Source organism: Streptomyces sp. SX-6 (assembly GCF_059089585.1).
The window spans coordinates 23825-39437 of the sequence record NZ_JBTHHU010000026.1; the positions used below are offsets into that span (position 1 = coordinate 23825).

Annotated in this window: 10 protein-coding genes; 5 read left to right on the forward strand and 5 right to left on the reverse strand. The window is 70.7% G+C overall.

Annotation, left to right across the window (positions count from 1 at the left end; translation table 11 throughout):
* Nucleotides 1-2 precede the first annotated feature (2 nt).
* Entirely contained in the window at nucleotides 3-1052 is a 1050-nt protein-coding gene (locus ACV530_RS26315) for a 3-oxoacyl-ACP synthase III family protein (protein ID WP_494335095.1), read from the reverse strand.
* Nucleotides 1053-1616: 564 nt separating this feature from the next.
* On the opposite strand from ACV530_RS26315, the gene ACV530_RS26320 reads away from it, so the two are divergent.
* Nucleotides 1617-3254: an APC family permease gene (locus ACV530_RS26320; protein ID WP_494335096.1), complete on the forward strand. Its 1638-nt coding sequence runs from the start codon at nucleotides 1617-1619 to the stop codon at nucleotides 3252-3254.
* A 90-nt stretch (nucleotides 3255-3344) separates the two neighbouring features.
* On the opposite strand, the gene ACV530_RS26325 is transcribed toward ACV530_RS26320, so the two are convergent.
* The 4 genes from ACV530_RS26325 to ACV530_RS26340 form a co-directional block, all read right to left on the reverse strand.
* Nucleotides 3345-5564: an NADP-dependent isocitrate dehydrogenase gene (locus tag ACV530_RS26325; RefSeq protein ID WP_494335097.1), complete on the reverse strand. Its 2220-nt coding sequence runs from the start codon at nucleotides 5562-5564 to the stop codon at nucleotides 3345-3347.
* Nucleotides 5565-5687: 123 nt separating this feature from the next.
* Nucleotides 5688-6734 (reverse strand): amidohydrolase family protein, encoded by a 1047-nt coding sequence (locus ACV530_RS26330; RefSeq protein WP_494335098.1) that lies wholly within the window; start codon nucleotides 6732-6734, stop codon nucleotides 5688-5690.
* 127 nt (nucleotides 6735-6861) lie between these two features.
* A complete protein-coding gene (locus ACV530_RS26335; RefSeq protein WP_494335099.1) occupies nucleotides 6862-8667 on the reverse strand; it encodes an asparagine synthase-related protein in 1806 nt (601 codons plus the stop codon).
* Between the two features lie 39 nt (nucleotides 8668-8706).
* Nucleotides 8707-8856 (reverse strand): keywimysin-related RiPP, encoded by a 150-nt coding sequence (locus ACV530_RS26340; protein ID WP_494335161.1) that lies wholly within the window; start codon nucleotides 8854-8856, stop codon nucleotides 8707-8709.
* 251 nt (nucleotides 8857-9107) lie between these two features.
* On the opposite strand from ACV530_RS26340, the gene ACV530_RS26345 reads away from it, so the two are divergent.
* The 4 genes from ACV530_RS26345 (at nucleotide 9108) to ACV530_RS26360 (ending at nucleotide 15613) form a co-directional block, all read left to right on the forward strand.
* On the forward strand, nucleotides 9108-12209 hold the full coding sequence (locus ACV530_RS26345) for an AfsR/SARP family transcriptional regulator (RefSeq protein ID WP_494335100.1): 3102 nt from the start codon (nucleotides 9108-9110) through the stop codon (nucleotides 12207-12209).
* A gap of 68 nt (nucleotides 12210-12277) precedes the next feature.
* Nucleotides 12278-13270 (forward strand): L-tyrosine/L-tryptophan isonitrile synthase family protein, encoded by a 993-nt coding sequence (locus ACV530_RS26350; protein WP_494335101.1) that lies wholly within the window; start codon nucleotides 12278-12280, stop codon nucleotides 13268-13270.
* Nucleotides 13260-14096 carry a TauD/TfdA dioxygenase family protein gene (locus tag ACV530_RS26355; protein ID WP_494335102.1) on the forward strand — a complete coding sequence of 279 codons (837 nt, stop codon included), beginning with the start codon at nucleotides 13260-13262 and terminating at the stop codon, nucleotides 14094-14096. The genes ACV530_RS26350 and ACV530_RS26355 overlap by 11 nt, the downstream gene beginning before the upstream one ends.
* Nucleotides 14093-15613 (forward strand): 4-hydroxyphenylacetate 3-hydroxylase family protein, encoded by a 1521-nt coding sequence (locus ACV530_RS26360; RefSeq protein ID WP_494335103.1) that lies wholly within the window; start codon nucleotides 14093-14095, stop codon nucleotides 15611-15613. The genes ACV530_RS26355 and ACV530_RS26360 overlap by 4 nt, the downstream gene beginning before the upstream one ends.

Consider the following 15613-nt stretch of genomic DNA (forward strand, 5'->3'; position numbering starts at 1 on the left):
GGTCAGACCTCCAGGGATGACACGGTCGCGGACAGGAAGCCGGCCACCACGCCCGAAGCGGCGGGCACCATGAGGATCTTGGATCCCTTGGGGATCCGCCGCTCGGCGAGGGCCTGGTGCAGCACCAGGTAGTGGGAGGTGGTCGCGGTGTTGGCGAACTTCTCGACGATCGAGACGGTCTCCGGCATCGGGGTCTCGAAGAGACGCCCGCCGAAGTCGTTCACCATGTCGATGAACCGGCTGCCGACCTGGTGGTGGATGACGAAGTCATAGCCCTCGTCCGCGAACCGGCGTCCGCTGCGGGCCAGTTGGTCGCCGTGGAAGGCGGGCCACAGCGAGAACCGGTCCTCGTTGTGCATCTCCTGGTTGTTGGTGTACATGGCCAGGTCACCCGTGTCGTCGCTGGGCATCGCCAGGCACAGGTGCGAGTACTCGGAGCAGGTCATCAGCTCGATGTCGTGGATCACGTCGGCGTCGTCGGTGGCCCGGTCGACCACCACCGCCACCGCCGAGTCGCCCACGGACAGCGAGGCGAACTGGGGGTCGCGGCTGTGCTCCATCTCACGCGCGGCGGTGAAGGCGATGGGAGTGGCGTGCTCCCCGCTGACGACGATGCCGTTGCGCACCTCGCCGGAGCGGATCATCCGGTCCAGCAGATAGACGCCCGTCATCATGCCCGCGCAGGCGTTGGACACATCGAACCGCACGGCGGAGACCGCGCCGATCTCGTCGGCGATGCGGTGCGCGAGCGAGGGCTCGAACTGGAAGCGCCGCCCGTCCGTGGTGCGGGTGATGGAACAGGAGATCACGACCTCGATCTCCTCCGGGGCCCAGCGCGAGCGGTCCAGGGCGTCGCGGGCCGCCGAGACCGCCATGGTCAGGCAGTCCTCCGGAGCGTCCCCGGAATCATCCGCGACGCGCCGCTCGGCCATTCCCGTGATCTTGAAAAGATCGATTTCCGGAGCCTTTTCCATACGGGCGAGGAGTTCCGGGGTGCTCATGGCCTTCGCGGGCAGATACGTGCCGATGGCTTCTAACCTGCTCTTGTTCACAATATTCTCCCGGCCTGCCTTGAGCCGTTAAATGGGTGACGAAATCCGAGTGGCATGCAAGTGCCGTGTGACGGGCGCCACGTTGCAGGTCGGAGGGGTGGTGTCCGGTCCGACCGCTATTCGACGATAGGACGTCGAGGGGTTGGTTCCGCAAAATTTCCGCTCAGTCCCGGCGGCCGGTCGCGCCGGTGGCGCGCTGTTCTGCCTTCGGTTTCCCCGGGTTACCCCGGCGATTTCGCCATGGAATTTTTGTCCGGATCTCGACCATGCCGCCGTTCGACCCCGTTCGGCCCTTGCGGAATTTGATGAAGGCTTAACGACGCGGGAGTTGCGACGGAAATACGGGCACGGGTCGGGGTCCGGGACCGCCCTCGCGCCCGTGGGCGCGATTGGGGCCGTTTCCATGGGTTGGCGTACTATGTCCCGACGTCGTTCTTTGCGTTCTCGGCCGTTGGCGAAACACGTAGGGCCGGTACGCAGTGCAGTTGGCGCTTTCCGATCGGTACGGCAGAGGTGCACAGGCGCGTCCTGACCCATGTCACCGGCCAGAACGGAAAGCACCTCGTGGATGTGAGCGCGGCCCCGCGCAAGGGCCTCAGCCTCTTCGCCCTGATCATGATCGGTCTGGGATCCATCTTCGGCTCCGGCTGGCTCTTCGGGGCCGGCCAGGCGGCCCAGGTCGCCGGGCCCGCCGCACTGGTTGCCTGGGTGATCGGCGCCATTTTCATCGGCATGATCGCCATGTCGTACGCCGAGGTCGGCGCGGCCTACCCGCTGCCGGGCGCCATGGCGCGGTTCGGCTCGATCACGCACGGTCCGGTGCTGGGCTTCATCACCGGATGGGCCGTGTGGATCGCCACCGCCTCCCTGATCCCCATCGAGGCCATCGCCGGCACCCAGTACATGTCCTCGTGGAGCTTCGGCTGGGCGCGGGACCTGGTCTCCGGCGGCAGCCTCTCCGGTACGGGCATGGCCATGGCCCTGTTCCTGACCGTCGCCCTGTGGTTCGCCTGCTACTGGTCGGTCGCGCTGCTGGCCCGCGCCAACAACCTGCTCACGCTGGTCAAGTTCGCCATTCCGGTCCTGGCCTGCGGCGCGCTGATCGCCTCCGGCTTCCACACCGGCAACTTCACCAACCACGGCGGCTTCGCCCCCAACGGCTGGTCCGCGGTGCTCACCGCCGTCACCGCCTCGGGCGTCGTCTTCGCGTTCAACGGCTTCCAGGCCGTCGTCAACCTCGGCGGCACCGCGAAGAACCCGGGCCGCGCCATCCCGCTCGCCCTCGTCGGCGCGCTCTCCCTCGGCCTGGTCATCTACCTCGCCCTCCAGGTCGCCTTCCTCGGCGCCGTGCCGCCGGAGCGGCTCGCGGAGGCAGGCGGCTGGAGCGGCATCAACTTCGCCTCCCCCTTCGCCGACCTCGCCAAGCTGCTGATGCTGCACTGGGTCGTCACCATGCTCCAGTTCGGCGCGTTCATCTCGCCCAACGGCGCCAACATCGGCAACGTCGCCTCGGCCGCGTACCTCGCCCAGAACCTCGCCGAGACCGGCTTCTTCCCCAGGAAGATCGCCGAGGTGCACCCCCGCTACGGCGTCGCCCGCCCCGCCATGTGGCTGAACCTGGGCTTCTCCGTGCTGCTGCTCGTCACCATCGGCCACAGCTGGGAGGCCCTGGCCAGCGTCGTCTCGGCCGCCATGGTCGTCTCGTACCTGATGGGCCCGATCGCGGTCGGCGTCCTGCGGCAGACCAAGCCGGACCTGCCCCGCCCGTTCCGGCTCCCCGCCGCACGCGTGCTGTGCCCCGTCACCTTCGCGTTCGCGGCCTGCGCCCTGTACTGGTCGAAGTGGCCCAACACCGGCAAGGTCGCCCTGCTCACGCTGGTGTCCGTCCCCATCGCCGCGGCCGTGCTGCGCCGCCGGGGCGGCATGAGCCTGCGCCGCCAGTTCGCGCCCGCCTGGTGGATGGTCGCCTTCCTGCTGTGGCTGGCGCTGCTGTCCGCGCTCGGCAGCACGAAGTTCGGCGGCCACGGGGTGATCCCGGGCGGTCTCGACATCGCGCTGGTCGCCGTGTCGGCCGTGGGCTTCTACTTCTGGGCCGTACGCGCCGGTGTCCTCGCCCACCGGGCCGGGCTGCCGGGCCCCGACCCCGTGCTCGACACCGACCCGCGCCCCGAGCGGGAGCCCGAGCTCGTCGCCGCCTCCTGACGCGTACGCATACAACGGGACTGCCCCCGGCCGGAGTTCACCGGCCGGGGGCAGTTCTGCTGTGTTGAATTCAAAGCTGTGTGAAGCTTGTCAGGCGAGCTTCGCGATCGCCTCGTTGAAGGTCCGCGACGGACGCATGACGGCCGAGGCCTTGGCCGCGTCGGGCTGGTAGTAGCCGCCGATGTCGGCCGGCTTGCCCTGGACGGCGTTCAGCTCGTCGACGATCTTCTGCTCGTTGGCGGTGAGCTCCTCGGCGAGCGGGGCGAAGACCTTGGCCAGCTCGGCGTCCTCGGTCTGCTTCGCCATCTCCTGCGCCCAGAACAGGGACAGGTAGAAGTGGCTGCCGCGGTTGTCGATGCCGCCGACGCGGCGGGTCGGGGACTTGTTCTCGTTGAGGAAGGTCGCCGTGGCGCGGTCGAGGGCGTCGGCGAGGACCTGGGCGCGCTGGTTGCCCGTGGTCTTCGTGTACTGCTCCAGCGACGGCACCAGCGCGAAGAACTCGCCCAGCGAGTCCCAGCGCAGGTAGTTCTCCTTGACCAGCTGCTGGACGTGCTTCGGCGCGGAGCCGCCGGCGCCCGTCTCGAACAGGCCGCCGCCCGCCATCAGCGGGACGACCGACAGCATCTTGGCGCTGGTGCCCAGCTCCAGGATCGGGAACAGGTCGGTCAGGTAGTCACGGAGCACGTTGCCGGTGACGGAGATCGTGTCCTTGCCGGCGCGGATGCGCTCGACGGAGAGCTTGGTCGCCTCGACCGGGGCCAGGATGCGGATGTCCAGACCCTCGATGTCGTGCTCGGTCAGGTACCGCTCGACCTTGGCGATCAGCTGGGCGTCGTGCGCGCGGTTCTCGTCGAGCCAGAAGACCGCCGGGTCGCCGGTGGCGCGGGCGCGGGTGACGGCCAGCTTGACCCAGTCACGGATCGGGGCGTCCTTGGCCTGGCAGGCGCGGAAGATGTCGCCGGCGGAGACGGTCTGCTCGAGGACGACGTTCCCGGCCTGGTCGACCAGGCGGACGGTGCCGCCGGTGGCGACCTCGAAGGTCTTGTCGTGGCTGCCGTACTCCTCGGCCTTCTGCGCCATGAGGCCGACGTTCGGGACGGAGCCCATGGCGGCCGGGTCGAAGGCGCCGTGGGCGCGGCAGTCCTCGATGACGGCCTGGTAGACGCCGGAGTAGCTGCTGTCCGGCAGGACCGCGAGGGTGTCGGCCTCCTGGCCGTCCGGGCCCCACATGTGGCCGGAGGTGCGGATCATGGCCGGCATGGAGGCGTCGACGATGACATCGCTCGGGACGTGCAGGTTGGTGATGCCGCGGTCGGAGTCGACCATCGCCAGGGCCGGGCCCTCGGCGAGCTCGGCGTCGAAGGACGCCTTGATCTCGGCACCGTTCGGCAGGGACTCCAGGCCCTTGAGGATGCCGCCGAGGCCGTCGTTCGGGGTGAGGCCGGCCGCGGCCAGGTCCGCGCCGAAGGCCGCGAAGGTCTTGGGGAAGAAGGCGCGCACCACGTGGCCGAAGACGATCGGGTCGGAGACCTTCATCATCGTGGCCTTCAGGTGCACCGAGAACAGCACACCCTCGGCCTTGGCCCGGGCGACCTGGGCCGAGAGGAACTCGCGCAGGGCGGCGACGCGCATGACGGAGGCGTCCACGACCTCGCCCGCGAGCACCGGCACGGACTCGCGCAGCACGGTGGTGGTGCCGTCGTCACCCACGAGCTCGATGCGCAGGGTGCCGTCCTCGGCGATCACCGCGGACTTCTCGGTGGAGCGGAAGTCGTCGGCGTCCATGGTGGCGACGTTCGTCTTGGACTCGGCGGTCCAGGCGCCCATGCGGTGCGGGTGGGTCTTGGCGTAGTTCTTGACCGACGCGGGGGCGCGGCGGTCCGAGTTGCCCTCGCGCAGGACCGGGTTGACGGCGCTGCCCTTGACCTTGTCGTAGCGGGCGCGGATCTCGCGCTCCTCGTCGGTCTTCGGGTCGTCCGGGTAGTCCGGCAGCGCGTAGCCCTGCTGCTGCAGCTCGGCGACCGCGGCCTTCAGCTGCGGGATCGAGGCCGAGACGTTCGGCAGCTTGATGATGTTGGCCTCGGGGGTCTTGGCCAGCTCGCCCAGCTCGGCGAGCGCGTCACCGATGCGCTGGCTCTCCTCGAGGTACTCGGGGAAGAGGGCGATGATCCGTCCCGCCAGGGAGATGTCACGGGTCTCCACACGGACCCCGGCCGTCGAGGCGTACGCCCGGACCACCGGCAGGAACGAATGCGTCGCCAGGGCAGGGGCTTCGTCAGTGTGCGTGTAGATGATGGTCGAGTCAGTCACCGGGTGCTCCGCTCCACGTCTGCAACATTGCTCGACATCAAGATATCTCGTGGCCGGACCCCTCTCGACATGACCCTGCCCACCGGCGGCACGGACGGGACACGTGCCGCCGGGAGGCGGGCGTCACCGCGCCCGGCACACGCGCGGGGCCTTCTCCTTCACGCCGAGCAGCCGGAAGTAGTTCTGCCCGAGGGCGATGTCGCGGAACGCCTCGTCACCCAGGGCCTTGTTGATGCGGCTGGTGACCTCCAGCTCCTGCTCGTAGACCGCGTAGTCCTTGTCCCGGGACGCCACGAAGTCGGTTCCGGGAATGGCCCTCGTCGGGTGCCGGTCGAGGAACGCGGCGTATTTCTGCCGGACCCCCGGTTTGCTGAAGTAGCTGTCCTCGAGCACCCGCCAGCTCAGGTCGAGCGTGAGGTCGGGGTGGGCGTCGAGGAGCCGCTCCATGATGCGGATGTGCCGGTCGGGGTCCATGGTGGTGAGTTCCTTCGAGAGCCCCATGTGCGCCCACACGATCTTGTTGTGCGGATAGAGCCGGAGGGTCTCCTCCATCAGGTGCAGGTATTTCGTCGGTTCCGCGTCGTTCCCGAGATCCGAGTGGAAGGTGATCGGGATTCCGCGGTCGCGCAGCACCTTCATGAACGGTGCCCAGTCGCGGATGTTCGCGCTCGTCGCGGCCTTGTGGTGGTTGGGGAACAGGGCCTGTTTGACGACGTTGACCTCGCCCGCCCACCGGAACATCCCCGGGAACTCCCGGTCGTAGAGGGCGATGCCGGGCGGAATGGTCTCCGGGCGGTTCAGGTCCATGAAGGTCATGGAGAGGGCGAGCCCGGGGTCCTTCGGCCGGTTCTCGAGGTAGTTCTCGGCGTTGACGAAGTCGTTCGCCATGCTCGGCCGCACGGGCGTGCCCGGGCAGTTGAGGTAGTACGTGCAGGCCGAGCCCGCCGGTACCTTCTGCCCGATGCCGTACATGCTCGCGTGGCGGACCCCGCTCTTGCGCAGGTAGCCGGTGAGTTCGTCGAACGGGATCGCCTCGCCGCCGAAGGGGCGGAAGTGGAGGTGGCTGTCGACCGCCGAGGTCCAGGGCTCCTTCGCCCGGTCGAAACAGCCCTGGTCGGCCAGGGCCGTGCCGGCTCCCGCCGGGGACGCGACGATGGCCGCCGCCGTCACGAGAGCGGCGGCGATGCCGATTCTTCTGCTGATACGTAATGTGCTGATGGCGGCCTCCGGATGTCCTTGTGACCCACAGGGGAATGTGGGCTTCCGGAGTGTGCCCCGGACAGGAGGGGCACAGTCATCACACTTGTATTGCCCGTGACCACAGTTCGCAGCCGAGCACGAGCGGCATGGAACCCTCGTGGATCCGGGCGGTGTAGGGGCGGCGGAACAGCTCGCGCACCGGAGCCGGGTCGATCAGCCCGAGCTCGGCCAGGCGGGAGGTGTCCCACAGCGCGGCCAGATCGTGGCGGGCCCGTTCGAAGCCCTCGGCCGCGATGGTCGTACCGTCGCCCTTGGTGCGCCGGGCCAGGAGCTCACGGGGCATGACGTCCGCCATGGCCGCCTTGATGAGCGGCTTGAACTCCCAGGGCGTCACGCGCTGTTCGGGCCTCACGGCCAGGCAGGCGCCCACGACGCGGTCGTCGAGGAAGGGGGAGGCCGGGGCGTGGTCCGGGGCCTCGAGCAGCTGGTGGAACTGACGGATCAGGCGTCCGGCGCCCTGGACCGCCAGCAGGTCGGAGTGCCGGCCCCGCGCCGGGGCGAGCGGTTCGGCCGTCCGCGCCGCGTCGCGCAGGGCGCCGGTCACCAGGTGCCGGGCCTCGGGCGTGAGCCACCGCGGCAGTTGGACGGTGCCGCCCCAGTCGAAGAGGCGGTTGCGCTCGGCGCGTGTGTGCCCCCGGGACAGGGCCTGCGCCTCGGCCGCGAACCAGCGGCGGTACGAGCCGCGGTCCGCCAGGGTCCGGACCGTGGGGCCCAGGGGCAGGCCGGTGAGCCGGTGCAGGGTCCGCAGCCGTTGGACGGCCGGCAGCGGCTTGCTGTGCAACAGGTCGTGGTAGTAGGCGGGGTGGCCCGACAGGAGCTGGTCGCCGCCGAATCCGTCCAGATGCAGGCGCGCGCCGTGCGCGCGGGACCTCTCCCGCCCGTTGCGCAGCCTCGGGCCGGACAGCAGGGCGATGGACGGCTCGTCGGGGAGGCCCTCCATGCCGAGCAAGCCCTCGAAGAACAGGGGGAGTTCGCTGCCGGGGAAGACGACGTGCTTCACCTGCGGCAGAGCCTTCGCGGCCTTCCTGGCCCAGTACAGGTCATCGTCCGCGGTGTCGTCGTTGTCCATCGTGAACGCGGTCAGCGACGGGTGTTCGCGGGCGGCCAGCACGGTGAGGGAGGTGGAGTCCATGCCGCCGGAGAGGTCGGCGCTGACCGGCTCGTCGCCACGGGTGCGTACCCGTACGGCGTCCTCCAGCGCCTGCCGCAGCACCCCCGCGCCCTGCGCGAGGGAGAGCACCGGCTCCGGGGCCTGCCACCAGCGCTTCACCGCGGAGCTCCGCCCGTCCGCGGTGAGCGTGAGGTACGAGCCCGGGGGCACCGCCGCGACGCCCTGCCACAGCGGCCGTTCGCCCAGGGGGTGCGGCAGGGTGTCGAGCAGCCGCAGGGCGAGTGCGGTGCGGTCGAGCGGTGCGTCGAGCAGCGCGGCCAGGACGTCGGCCCGGTCCGCCGCGACCGTCGTTCCGCCGAGGCGGCCGTGGAAGACCCGGCGCATCGAGGAGGCGCTGCCCTGGACCCTCAGGCGTCCGCCCACCGACGCGACGATGTGGAAGCTCCCTGCCCAGGACGCGCCCAGCGAGTCGAGTTGTGCGAGGTCGTTGATCCGGGCCGCTGCTGCGGCCAGTTCGGCCTCCGTCACCGAGCACTGGCCGATGACGGCGAGGCGGGTGTCGCCGTGTTCGGCGCACCGTACGTGCGCCGCGGCCGGCCGGCCGGCCACGAAGGGCCGGCCGGACCGGTGCGTCATGATGTGCGCGGCACCCGGCGGGAGCCGGTCGGCGGCCATGGCGGCCGTCTCGTGGTCCGGCAGGACCACGAAGTACTGCTTTCCGGTACCGACCATGTCGACCTCTTTCACCGGGTCCGGCGCATCATGCGCGATTTACCAGAAGTCGCGCGGGATCGAGCCAATCGGCTCGAAGTTCTTGAAGCCGAAGTAGCCGGTCTCCTCCTGGAAGGAACCGCACTCGAACATCTCCGGGGCCTCGTAGGCCCGGAGCTCGCGGTCCTCCATGCGCTCGTCGCTCTTCATCACGCATTCACCTCCTGCTGATGTGACGGCCCAGGGTGCACCGGACACCGCTTCCAACAGCCAAAAGAGGCCGGTGAATTCGGATCCTCGCACTGTTTCCCTGGCGAACGTTCGAACACTAACCGCGGCCGGTCGTGGTGATCAAGGATTCTTTTCCTTCGACAGGCGCAAACGGAAGGTCAGGTACCGCATTCCTCTAGGGTAGTTGACCTCGTCTTTACTCGAATATCTACCATAAGGCGGTCATTTCGGTGGAACTTCCACGCGTCGAATTCAGGATGCTCGGGCCTCTCGAAGCCGTATCCGGCGGACGTGCCCTTCCGCTCGGCGGGCCGAAACAGCGGGCCCTGCTCGTCACGCTGCTGGTGCACGCCAACACCGCGGTGTCCGGGGAGCGCCTGTGCGACGCGATCTGGGGAGCCACCCCGCCGGCCTCGGCCCAGGCCAATGTCCGCAGCTATGTCGCCGCCCTGCGCCGCGTGCTCAACACGCCCTCGGGAGAGGGCAGGCTGAGCATGGGGCACCAGGGGTACCGGCTGCGCGTGTTGTCCGACGAAGCGGACCTGCACCGCTTCGAGGACCTGGCCGCGCGCGGCCGCACCGCGCTCGCCAAGGGCGAACCCCGGGAAGCGGCCTGCCTGTTGAAGAAGGCCCTCGACCTGTGGCGCGGCGCCGCCTTCGAGGGAGTGACCCTCCACGAGGCCCTGCACATCGAGGCCATGCGCCTGGAGGAGTCACGGCTGGCCGCGTTCGAGGACTACGCCGAAGCGCGCCTGGCACTCGGCGAACACCACGAGACCGTGGGCATGCTGCGGGCCCAGGTGGCGCAGTACCCGCTGCGCGAATCGCTGTGGGCCAAGCTGATGACCGCTCAGTACCGCTGCGAACGCCCCGGCGACGCACTGGAGTCCTACGCCCTCGCCCGCGCCGCGCTGCGCGACGAACTCGGCCTCGAACCGGGCGCCGAACTGCGCCGGTTGCACCGCGCCGTACTCACCCGCGACCCGGCACTGGGCGCGCCGCCCGCCCCCGTACGGCCGGCCGGGCCCGCGCCCGTGTGGCGGACGGTCGACCAACTCCCGGCCGACACCGCCGCCTTCGTGGGACGGCACCTCGTCCTGCCCCGGGCCGCCGCCCTGCTCGAACCGACGGCAGTGGCCCCAGGCACCGCCCCCGTCGTGCTGCTCACCGGCCCGCCCGGAGTCGGCAAGACGGCCCTGGCCACCCGGCTCGCCCATCTCCTGCGGCACGCCTTCCCCGATGGCCGGCTCTTCCTGCGCCTGGACGGCGCCCGTGGCACACGGCGACCGTCGGGTGCCGTCCTCGCGGACCTGCTGCTGAGCCTGGGCGTCACCGGCTCGTCCATACCCGAGGCGACGGCGGACCGCGCGGGGATGTTCCGCTCGCTGCTGTGCGGGCGCAGGGTGCTGGTGGTGCTCGACGACGTGCACGGCGAGGACCAGATCCGTCCGCTGCTGCCGGGGACGTCCCACAGCGCGGTCCTGGCCACCAGCAGGACACGGCTGACCGGACTCGAGGGCGCGCACCACGTCGACGTCGCCCCGTTCGACGACGACGAGTCACGCGCCCTGCTGCGCCGCCTGGTCGACCCCCGGCGCCTCGCGGCGGAACCGGAGGCGACCGAACGGATCCTGGCCGCCTGCGCCGGACTGCCCCTGGCCCTGCGGGTGACCGGGGCGAGGCTCGCGGCCCGTCCGCACCGCCGGGTGCGGACACTGGCCGACGAACAGGGCGGCCCGGCCACGCCCTTGGCCGGTGACCTCGCCGTCCGCGCCTGCGCCGCGGCCTGCCGCGACCTCGAACCCGGCACCGCTCGCGCCCTGCGGGCCATCGGCCTGCTGCCGGTCCCCGAGTTCCCGGCCTGGGTGCCGGCCGCCCTGCTAGGGGGTGGCCGATGGGTCGGCACGAGCCCTGCGGCGCCTGGCACGGCGCCTCGCCGCGTTGTCGCATCACCCTCCCCCATAGCCCTGGACGGGCATGGGGGTGCCCCCATCGCCCAGTACGCGGGTGATGCTCCGCCTTGCGATGCACCGCACCAGACACCGCAGGGCCCGCACCGACCCATCGGCCACCCCCTCGACGTCCGCGACCCCGGCCGCGCCGTCGAGGCGCTGCTCGACGCGGACCTGATCCAGGTCGTGTGCGCCGACGCCCAGGGGCAGCCGCGCTACCGGATGCACGACCTGGTGCACGGTCACGCCGCGGAACGCGCCCTCGCCGAGGACCCGCCGTCGTGGCGGCGGGCGGCGGTGGCCCGGGTCCTGGACGGCTGGCTCGCCCGGGTCCGTACGGCGGACCGGCTCGTCCGCGGCGGGCGCGGCGAGCTCATGGGGGACGGGGCGGGCGACCCCGTCGGCTGGCTGGAGAGCGAACGCACCACCCTCGTCACCGTCGCCGAGTTCGCCGCACGCGCCGGGTACGGCACGCACACGGCCGCCCTCGCCTCCGCCCTGGAGGACGTCTGCCACCTGCGCAACTGGTGGGACGAGTGGGAGCGGGTGGCCCGGGCCGCGCTCGAGCGCGCCACCGCCGACGGCGACACGGTCGCCGTCGCGGTCGCCCAGGGCTCGCTGGCCCGGGCCTCGGCCGTACGCGGCCGGGTCGACGACGCCGTGACCCGGTGGGCCACGGCCATCGGGCGGCTGGACGAACTGGGCGAGGAGCGGCACGCCGCCCGGCTGCGCACCCACCGCAGCTTCGCGATCGCCGACCGGGGCATGGCCGAACTCGCCTGCGCGGACGCCGAGTCGGCCGTCGCCGTACTGGAACGCCTCGGCGACGCGCACGGCCGCATCCTCGCCGTACGCAGCCTCGGCAACGCCCTCGTCTGCCGGGGACGGCACGAGGAGGCGATCGGCCTCCTGGAACCGGCCGTCGAGACGGCGGAGCGGCTCGGCCGTGCCCTCGCCCTCGCCGACCTCCTCCAACTGCTGGCCGTCGCCGAGATCGCCCACGGCCGGTTCGGCCGGGCCGCCCGCCATCTGCACCGCGCCCTGGCCGAGTTCCGGATGGTGCGGCACCGCCCCGGCGAGGCGTACGCCCTGCTGACCATGGGCCGGCTGCACGTCGGGCTCGGCCCCGACCAGGCGCCGCGCGCCCTCGGCCCGCTCGGCGAGGCCGCGTCCGTGTTCACCGAGCTCGGCGAGCGCCGAGGCGAGACGCTCACCTCCTACTGGCTCGGCCGGACCCACGCCGCACTCGGGGAGCAGGGCCTGGCGACCGGTCATCTCGCCGCGGCGCTGGCCGGGTTCCGCAGCCTGCGCATGACGGACTGGGCCGAGCGCGCCCAGACGGAGATCAACACCCTCCGGAAGGCCGCGGCTTCGGGCTGAATCCCTCCTTGTGCGTTTTTCATGCGCGAGGAGTGAACGGTGGGCTCCAGTCCACGAAGGGAGGCGCGGTGTCCGATCTCACCGCACCAGATACCTCGCCCGATACCTCCGATATCGAACTGGCCGCCGTCGAAGTGATGCGGGAAGTCCTGTCCCACCAGCGCCGGATGCGCGACGGCGGGTGCACCGGGAGCATCTGCCCCCGGTGCGTCAGCCACCACCTGGACGCGATCCGCGACGCCATGGAGAGCGGCCGGCGCATCGAGTTCGTGCTGCCGGCCTTTCCGACCAAGTCCCCCAATCCGGCCAAGGTGATCAGCCCGCTGCCCGATCTGGCCGAGGAACTCGCCCTGCGCTTCCTCGAGGCCCTGTGCGAACGCATCGAGGCCATCCACCCGCCAGGGGCATCCATAGTGATCTGCTCCGACGGCCGGGTGTTCAACGACCTGATCGGCGTGAGCGACGAGAACGTCACCCGCTACGCCCGGGAACTCGACGCGATGATCACCAGGATCGGTGCCACCCACCTCGAACAGTTCACCCTTGACGATGTCTACAGCGGTACCGGGCACGAGGACATGCGCGCCATGCTGTCCGCCGGATTCGCCCCGACGGTCGAGGAACTGCGCGCGGAGGTACGCGGCGGCGGCGCCCCGCTCGCCATGTACCGCGGCATCACCCGCTTCATGCTGGAGGACCAGTCCGGGCCGCACTACACCGGCAGCAGGGCCGCCCTGCAGCGCAGATGCCGCGAGCTCGCCTATCGCGTCATCCAGCGGAGCAGGGCCTGGGGAGACCTGCTGACCCGGTTCTTCCCCACGGCCGTACGGCTGTCGATCCATCCCCAGCCGTGCGGCACCGACAAGATCGGCATCCTGCTCGCCGACACGCCTGACGCGTGGCTCACCCCCTGGCACAGCGTCGCCGTCGAGACCGGCGGTCGCTACACGCTCATGAAGCGCGACGACGCGGAACAGGCCGGGGCGCGGCCCGTGTTCGTCGCGGGCCGCCACAGCCACTACGCACTGACCCCCACCACCGGAGTGCACCATGACCACTGACCTCACCGTCATACCCCTCGAACCCTTCGGGGCGGCCCTCCACGCACCACAGCCGGGAGCACGGGTCGACGACCTGCCCGTCGAGCCCCTGCGGTCGCTCGTCCGGGAGCACCACGTCCTCCTGCTCCGCGGCTTCGACCCCTTCGACGGACCCGAGGCGCTGTCCGCGTACTGCGAGCGGTGGGGCGTGCCGAGCGTCTGGCCGTTCGGCACGGTGCTCGAGCTCGTCGAGCAGGAGAAGCCCGAGGACCACATCTTCGACCACAGCCACATGCCGATGCACTGGGACGGCATGTACCGCGAACAGGTCCCGGAATTCCAGGTGTTCCAGTGCGTACAGGCCCCCGGCGAGGGCAACGGGGGAGAGACGACCTTCTCCCACACCACCGCCGTGCTGGAGCACACCGACCCGCACACCGTCGCCCAGTGGTCGAAGGTGACCGGCACCTACCACCGCGCCATGGCGTTCTACGACAGCACCACCGTCTCCCCGGTCGTGACCGCCCACCCCGTGCACGGCGCCCCGGTCATCCGCTACAACGAGCCCACCGACGGCGCCGACGCGGACTTCGTGAACCACCCCGACCTCAACTTCACCGGGCTCCCGGACGACGAACTCGCCGAGGCGCACCGCAGCCTGCGCGCGGCCCTGTACGACCCCGCGCACCTCTACGCCCACAGCTGGCGGACCGGCGACCTCGTCATCACCGACAACTACACGCTGCTGCACGGCCGGAACGCCTTCACCAGCGGCGCTCCGAGACACCTGCGCCGCGTCCAGGTGCTCGGCACCCCCGCCCTCGACAACCCGGGACTGGTGCGATGAATGCCAACGAGCTGATGACCGCCAACGAGCTGATGACGGGCGACGAGTACCTCGAGAGCCTGCGCGACGGCCGCCACGTGTACCTCCACGGCGAGCGCGTCAAGGACGTCACCACCCACCCCGCCTTCCGCAACTCCGCCCTGTCCGTGGCCCGCCTCTACGACGCCCTGCACGACCCGGCCACCGCCGACGTGCTCACCGGCACCGACACCGCCACCGGCATCCGTACCCACAAGTTCTTCAAGCCGAGCCGCTCGGCGGCCGAACTGGTCGAGGCACGCGAGGCGATCGCCGCCTGGGCGAGGATGAGCTACGGCTTCCTCGGGCGCACCCCCGAGTACAAGGCCTCCTTCATGGCGGGCCTCGGCGTCAACGCCGACTACTACGGGCCGTACGCCGCCAACGCCACCGCCTGGTACGAGCAGTTCGCCCGCAAGGCGCTGTACCTCAACCACGTCATCATCAACCCCCCGGTCGACCGCAAGCGGGCCGTCCACGACATGGAGGACGTCTTCGTGCACGCCGTGCGCGAGACGGACGCCGGCGTGGTGGTCAGCGGCGCCAAGATGCTGGCCACCGGTTCCGCGATCACCAACGCGGGCTTCGTCGCCCCGGTCGGGTCGGCGGCCCTCGCCCCGGGCAAGGCCGAGGCGTTCGCCCTGGTCTTCTTCGTCCGCATGGACAACCCCGGCGTGAAGCTGCTCTGCCGCACCCCCTATACGCAGGGCAGCCCGTTCGACCGTCCGCTCAGCAGCCGGTTCGACGAGAACGACAGCGTCCTCCTGCTCGACGAGGCCCTGATCCCGTGGGAGGACGTCCTCGTCCACCGCGACATCCAGCGGTCCACCGGCTTCTACGCCACCTCCGGCTTCCCCAACCTCTACAACTTCCAGTCCGGGACCCGCCTGAGCGTCAAGCTGGAGATGATGGCCGGGCTGCTCTCGCGCGGCACCAAGGCCAACGGCACCGACGAGTTCCGCGGCGTACAGGCGGCCGTCGGCGAGATCATCACCATGCGGGACATGGTGTGGGCGCTGACCTCCGCCATGGCGTACGACCCCGAACCCGGCAGCGGCGGCACCGTCGTGCCCCGACTGGAACACGCCTCCGCGATGCGGATGTACAACGCGCAGGTGTGGGACCGCGTCCACGAGCTGTTCGAGACCACCCTGGGCGGCGCCCCGCTGGCCGTCCCCTCGAGCGGCCGCGACCTGGCCGACCCCGAACTGCGCCCGCTGATCGACCGCTTCTACCGTGGCGCGGACACCAGCGCCCTCGACCGGATCAAGCTGCTCAAGCTCGCCTGGGACGCGATCGGCACCGAGTTCGGCGGACGCCACGAACTGTACGAACGCAACTACTCGGGCAACGGCGAACAGGTCCGCCTCGACGCCCTGAAGTGGGCGACCCGCCGCGGCAGCCTCGCCCGCTACGAGGCCCTGGTGCAGGACTGCCTCGACGACTACGGCATCGACGGCTGGCAACGCGGCCCCTGGCACGACGAAGGAGGCGAGTGA

Bases quoted from the DNA above. Each gene is read 5' to 3' on its own strand.
- ACV530_RS26335 (WP_494335099.1), bottom strand. From the start codon at position 8,667: ATGGTCGGTACCGGAAAGCAGTACTTCGTGGTCCTGCCGGACCACGAG.
- ACV530_RS26340 (WP_494335161.1), bottom strand. From the start codon at position 8,856: ATGAAGAGCGACGAGCGCATGGAGGACCGCGAGCTCCGGGCCTACGAG.
- ACV530_RS26355 (WP_494335102.1), top strand. From the start codon at position 13,260: ATGACCACTGACCTCACCGTCATACCCCTCGAACCCTTCGGGGCGGCC.
- ACV530_RS26360 (WP_494335103.1), top strand. From the start codon at position 14,093: ATGAATGCCAACGAGCTGATGACCGCCAACGAGCTGATGACGGGCGAC.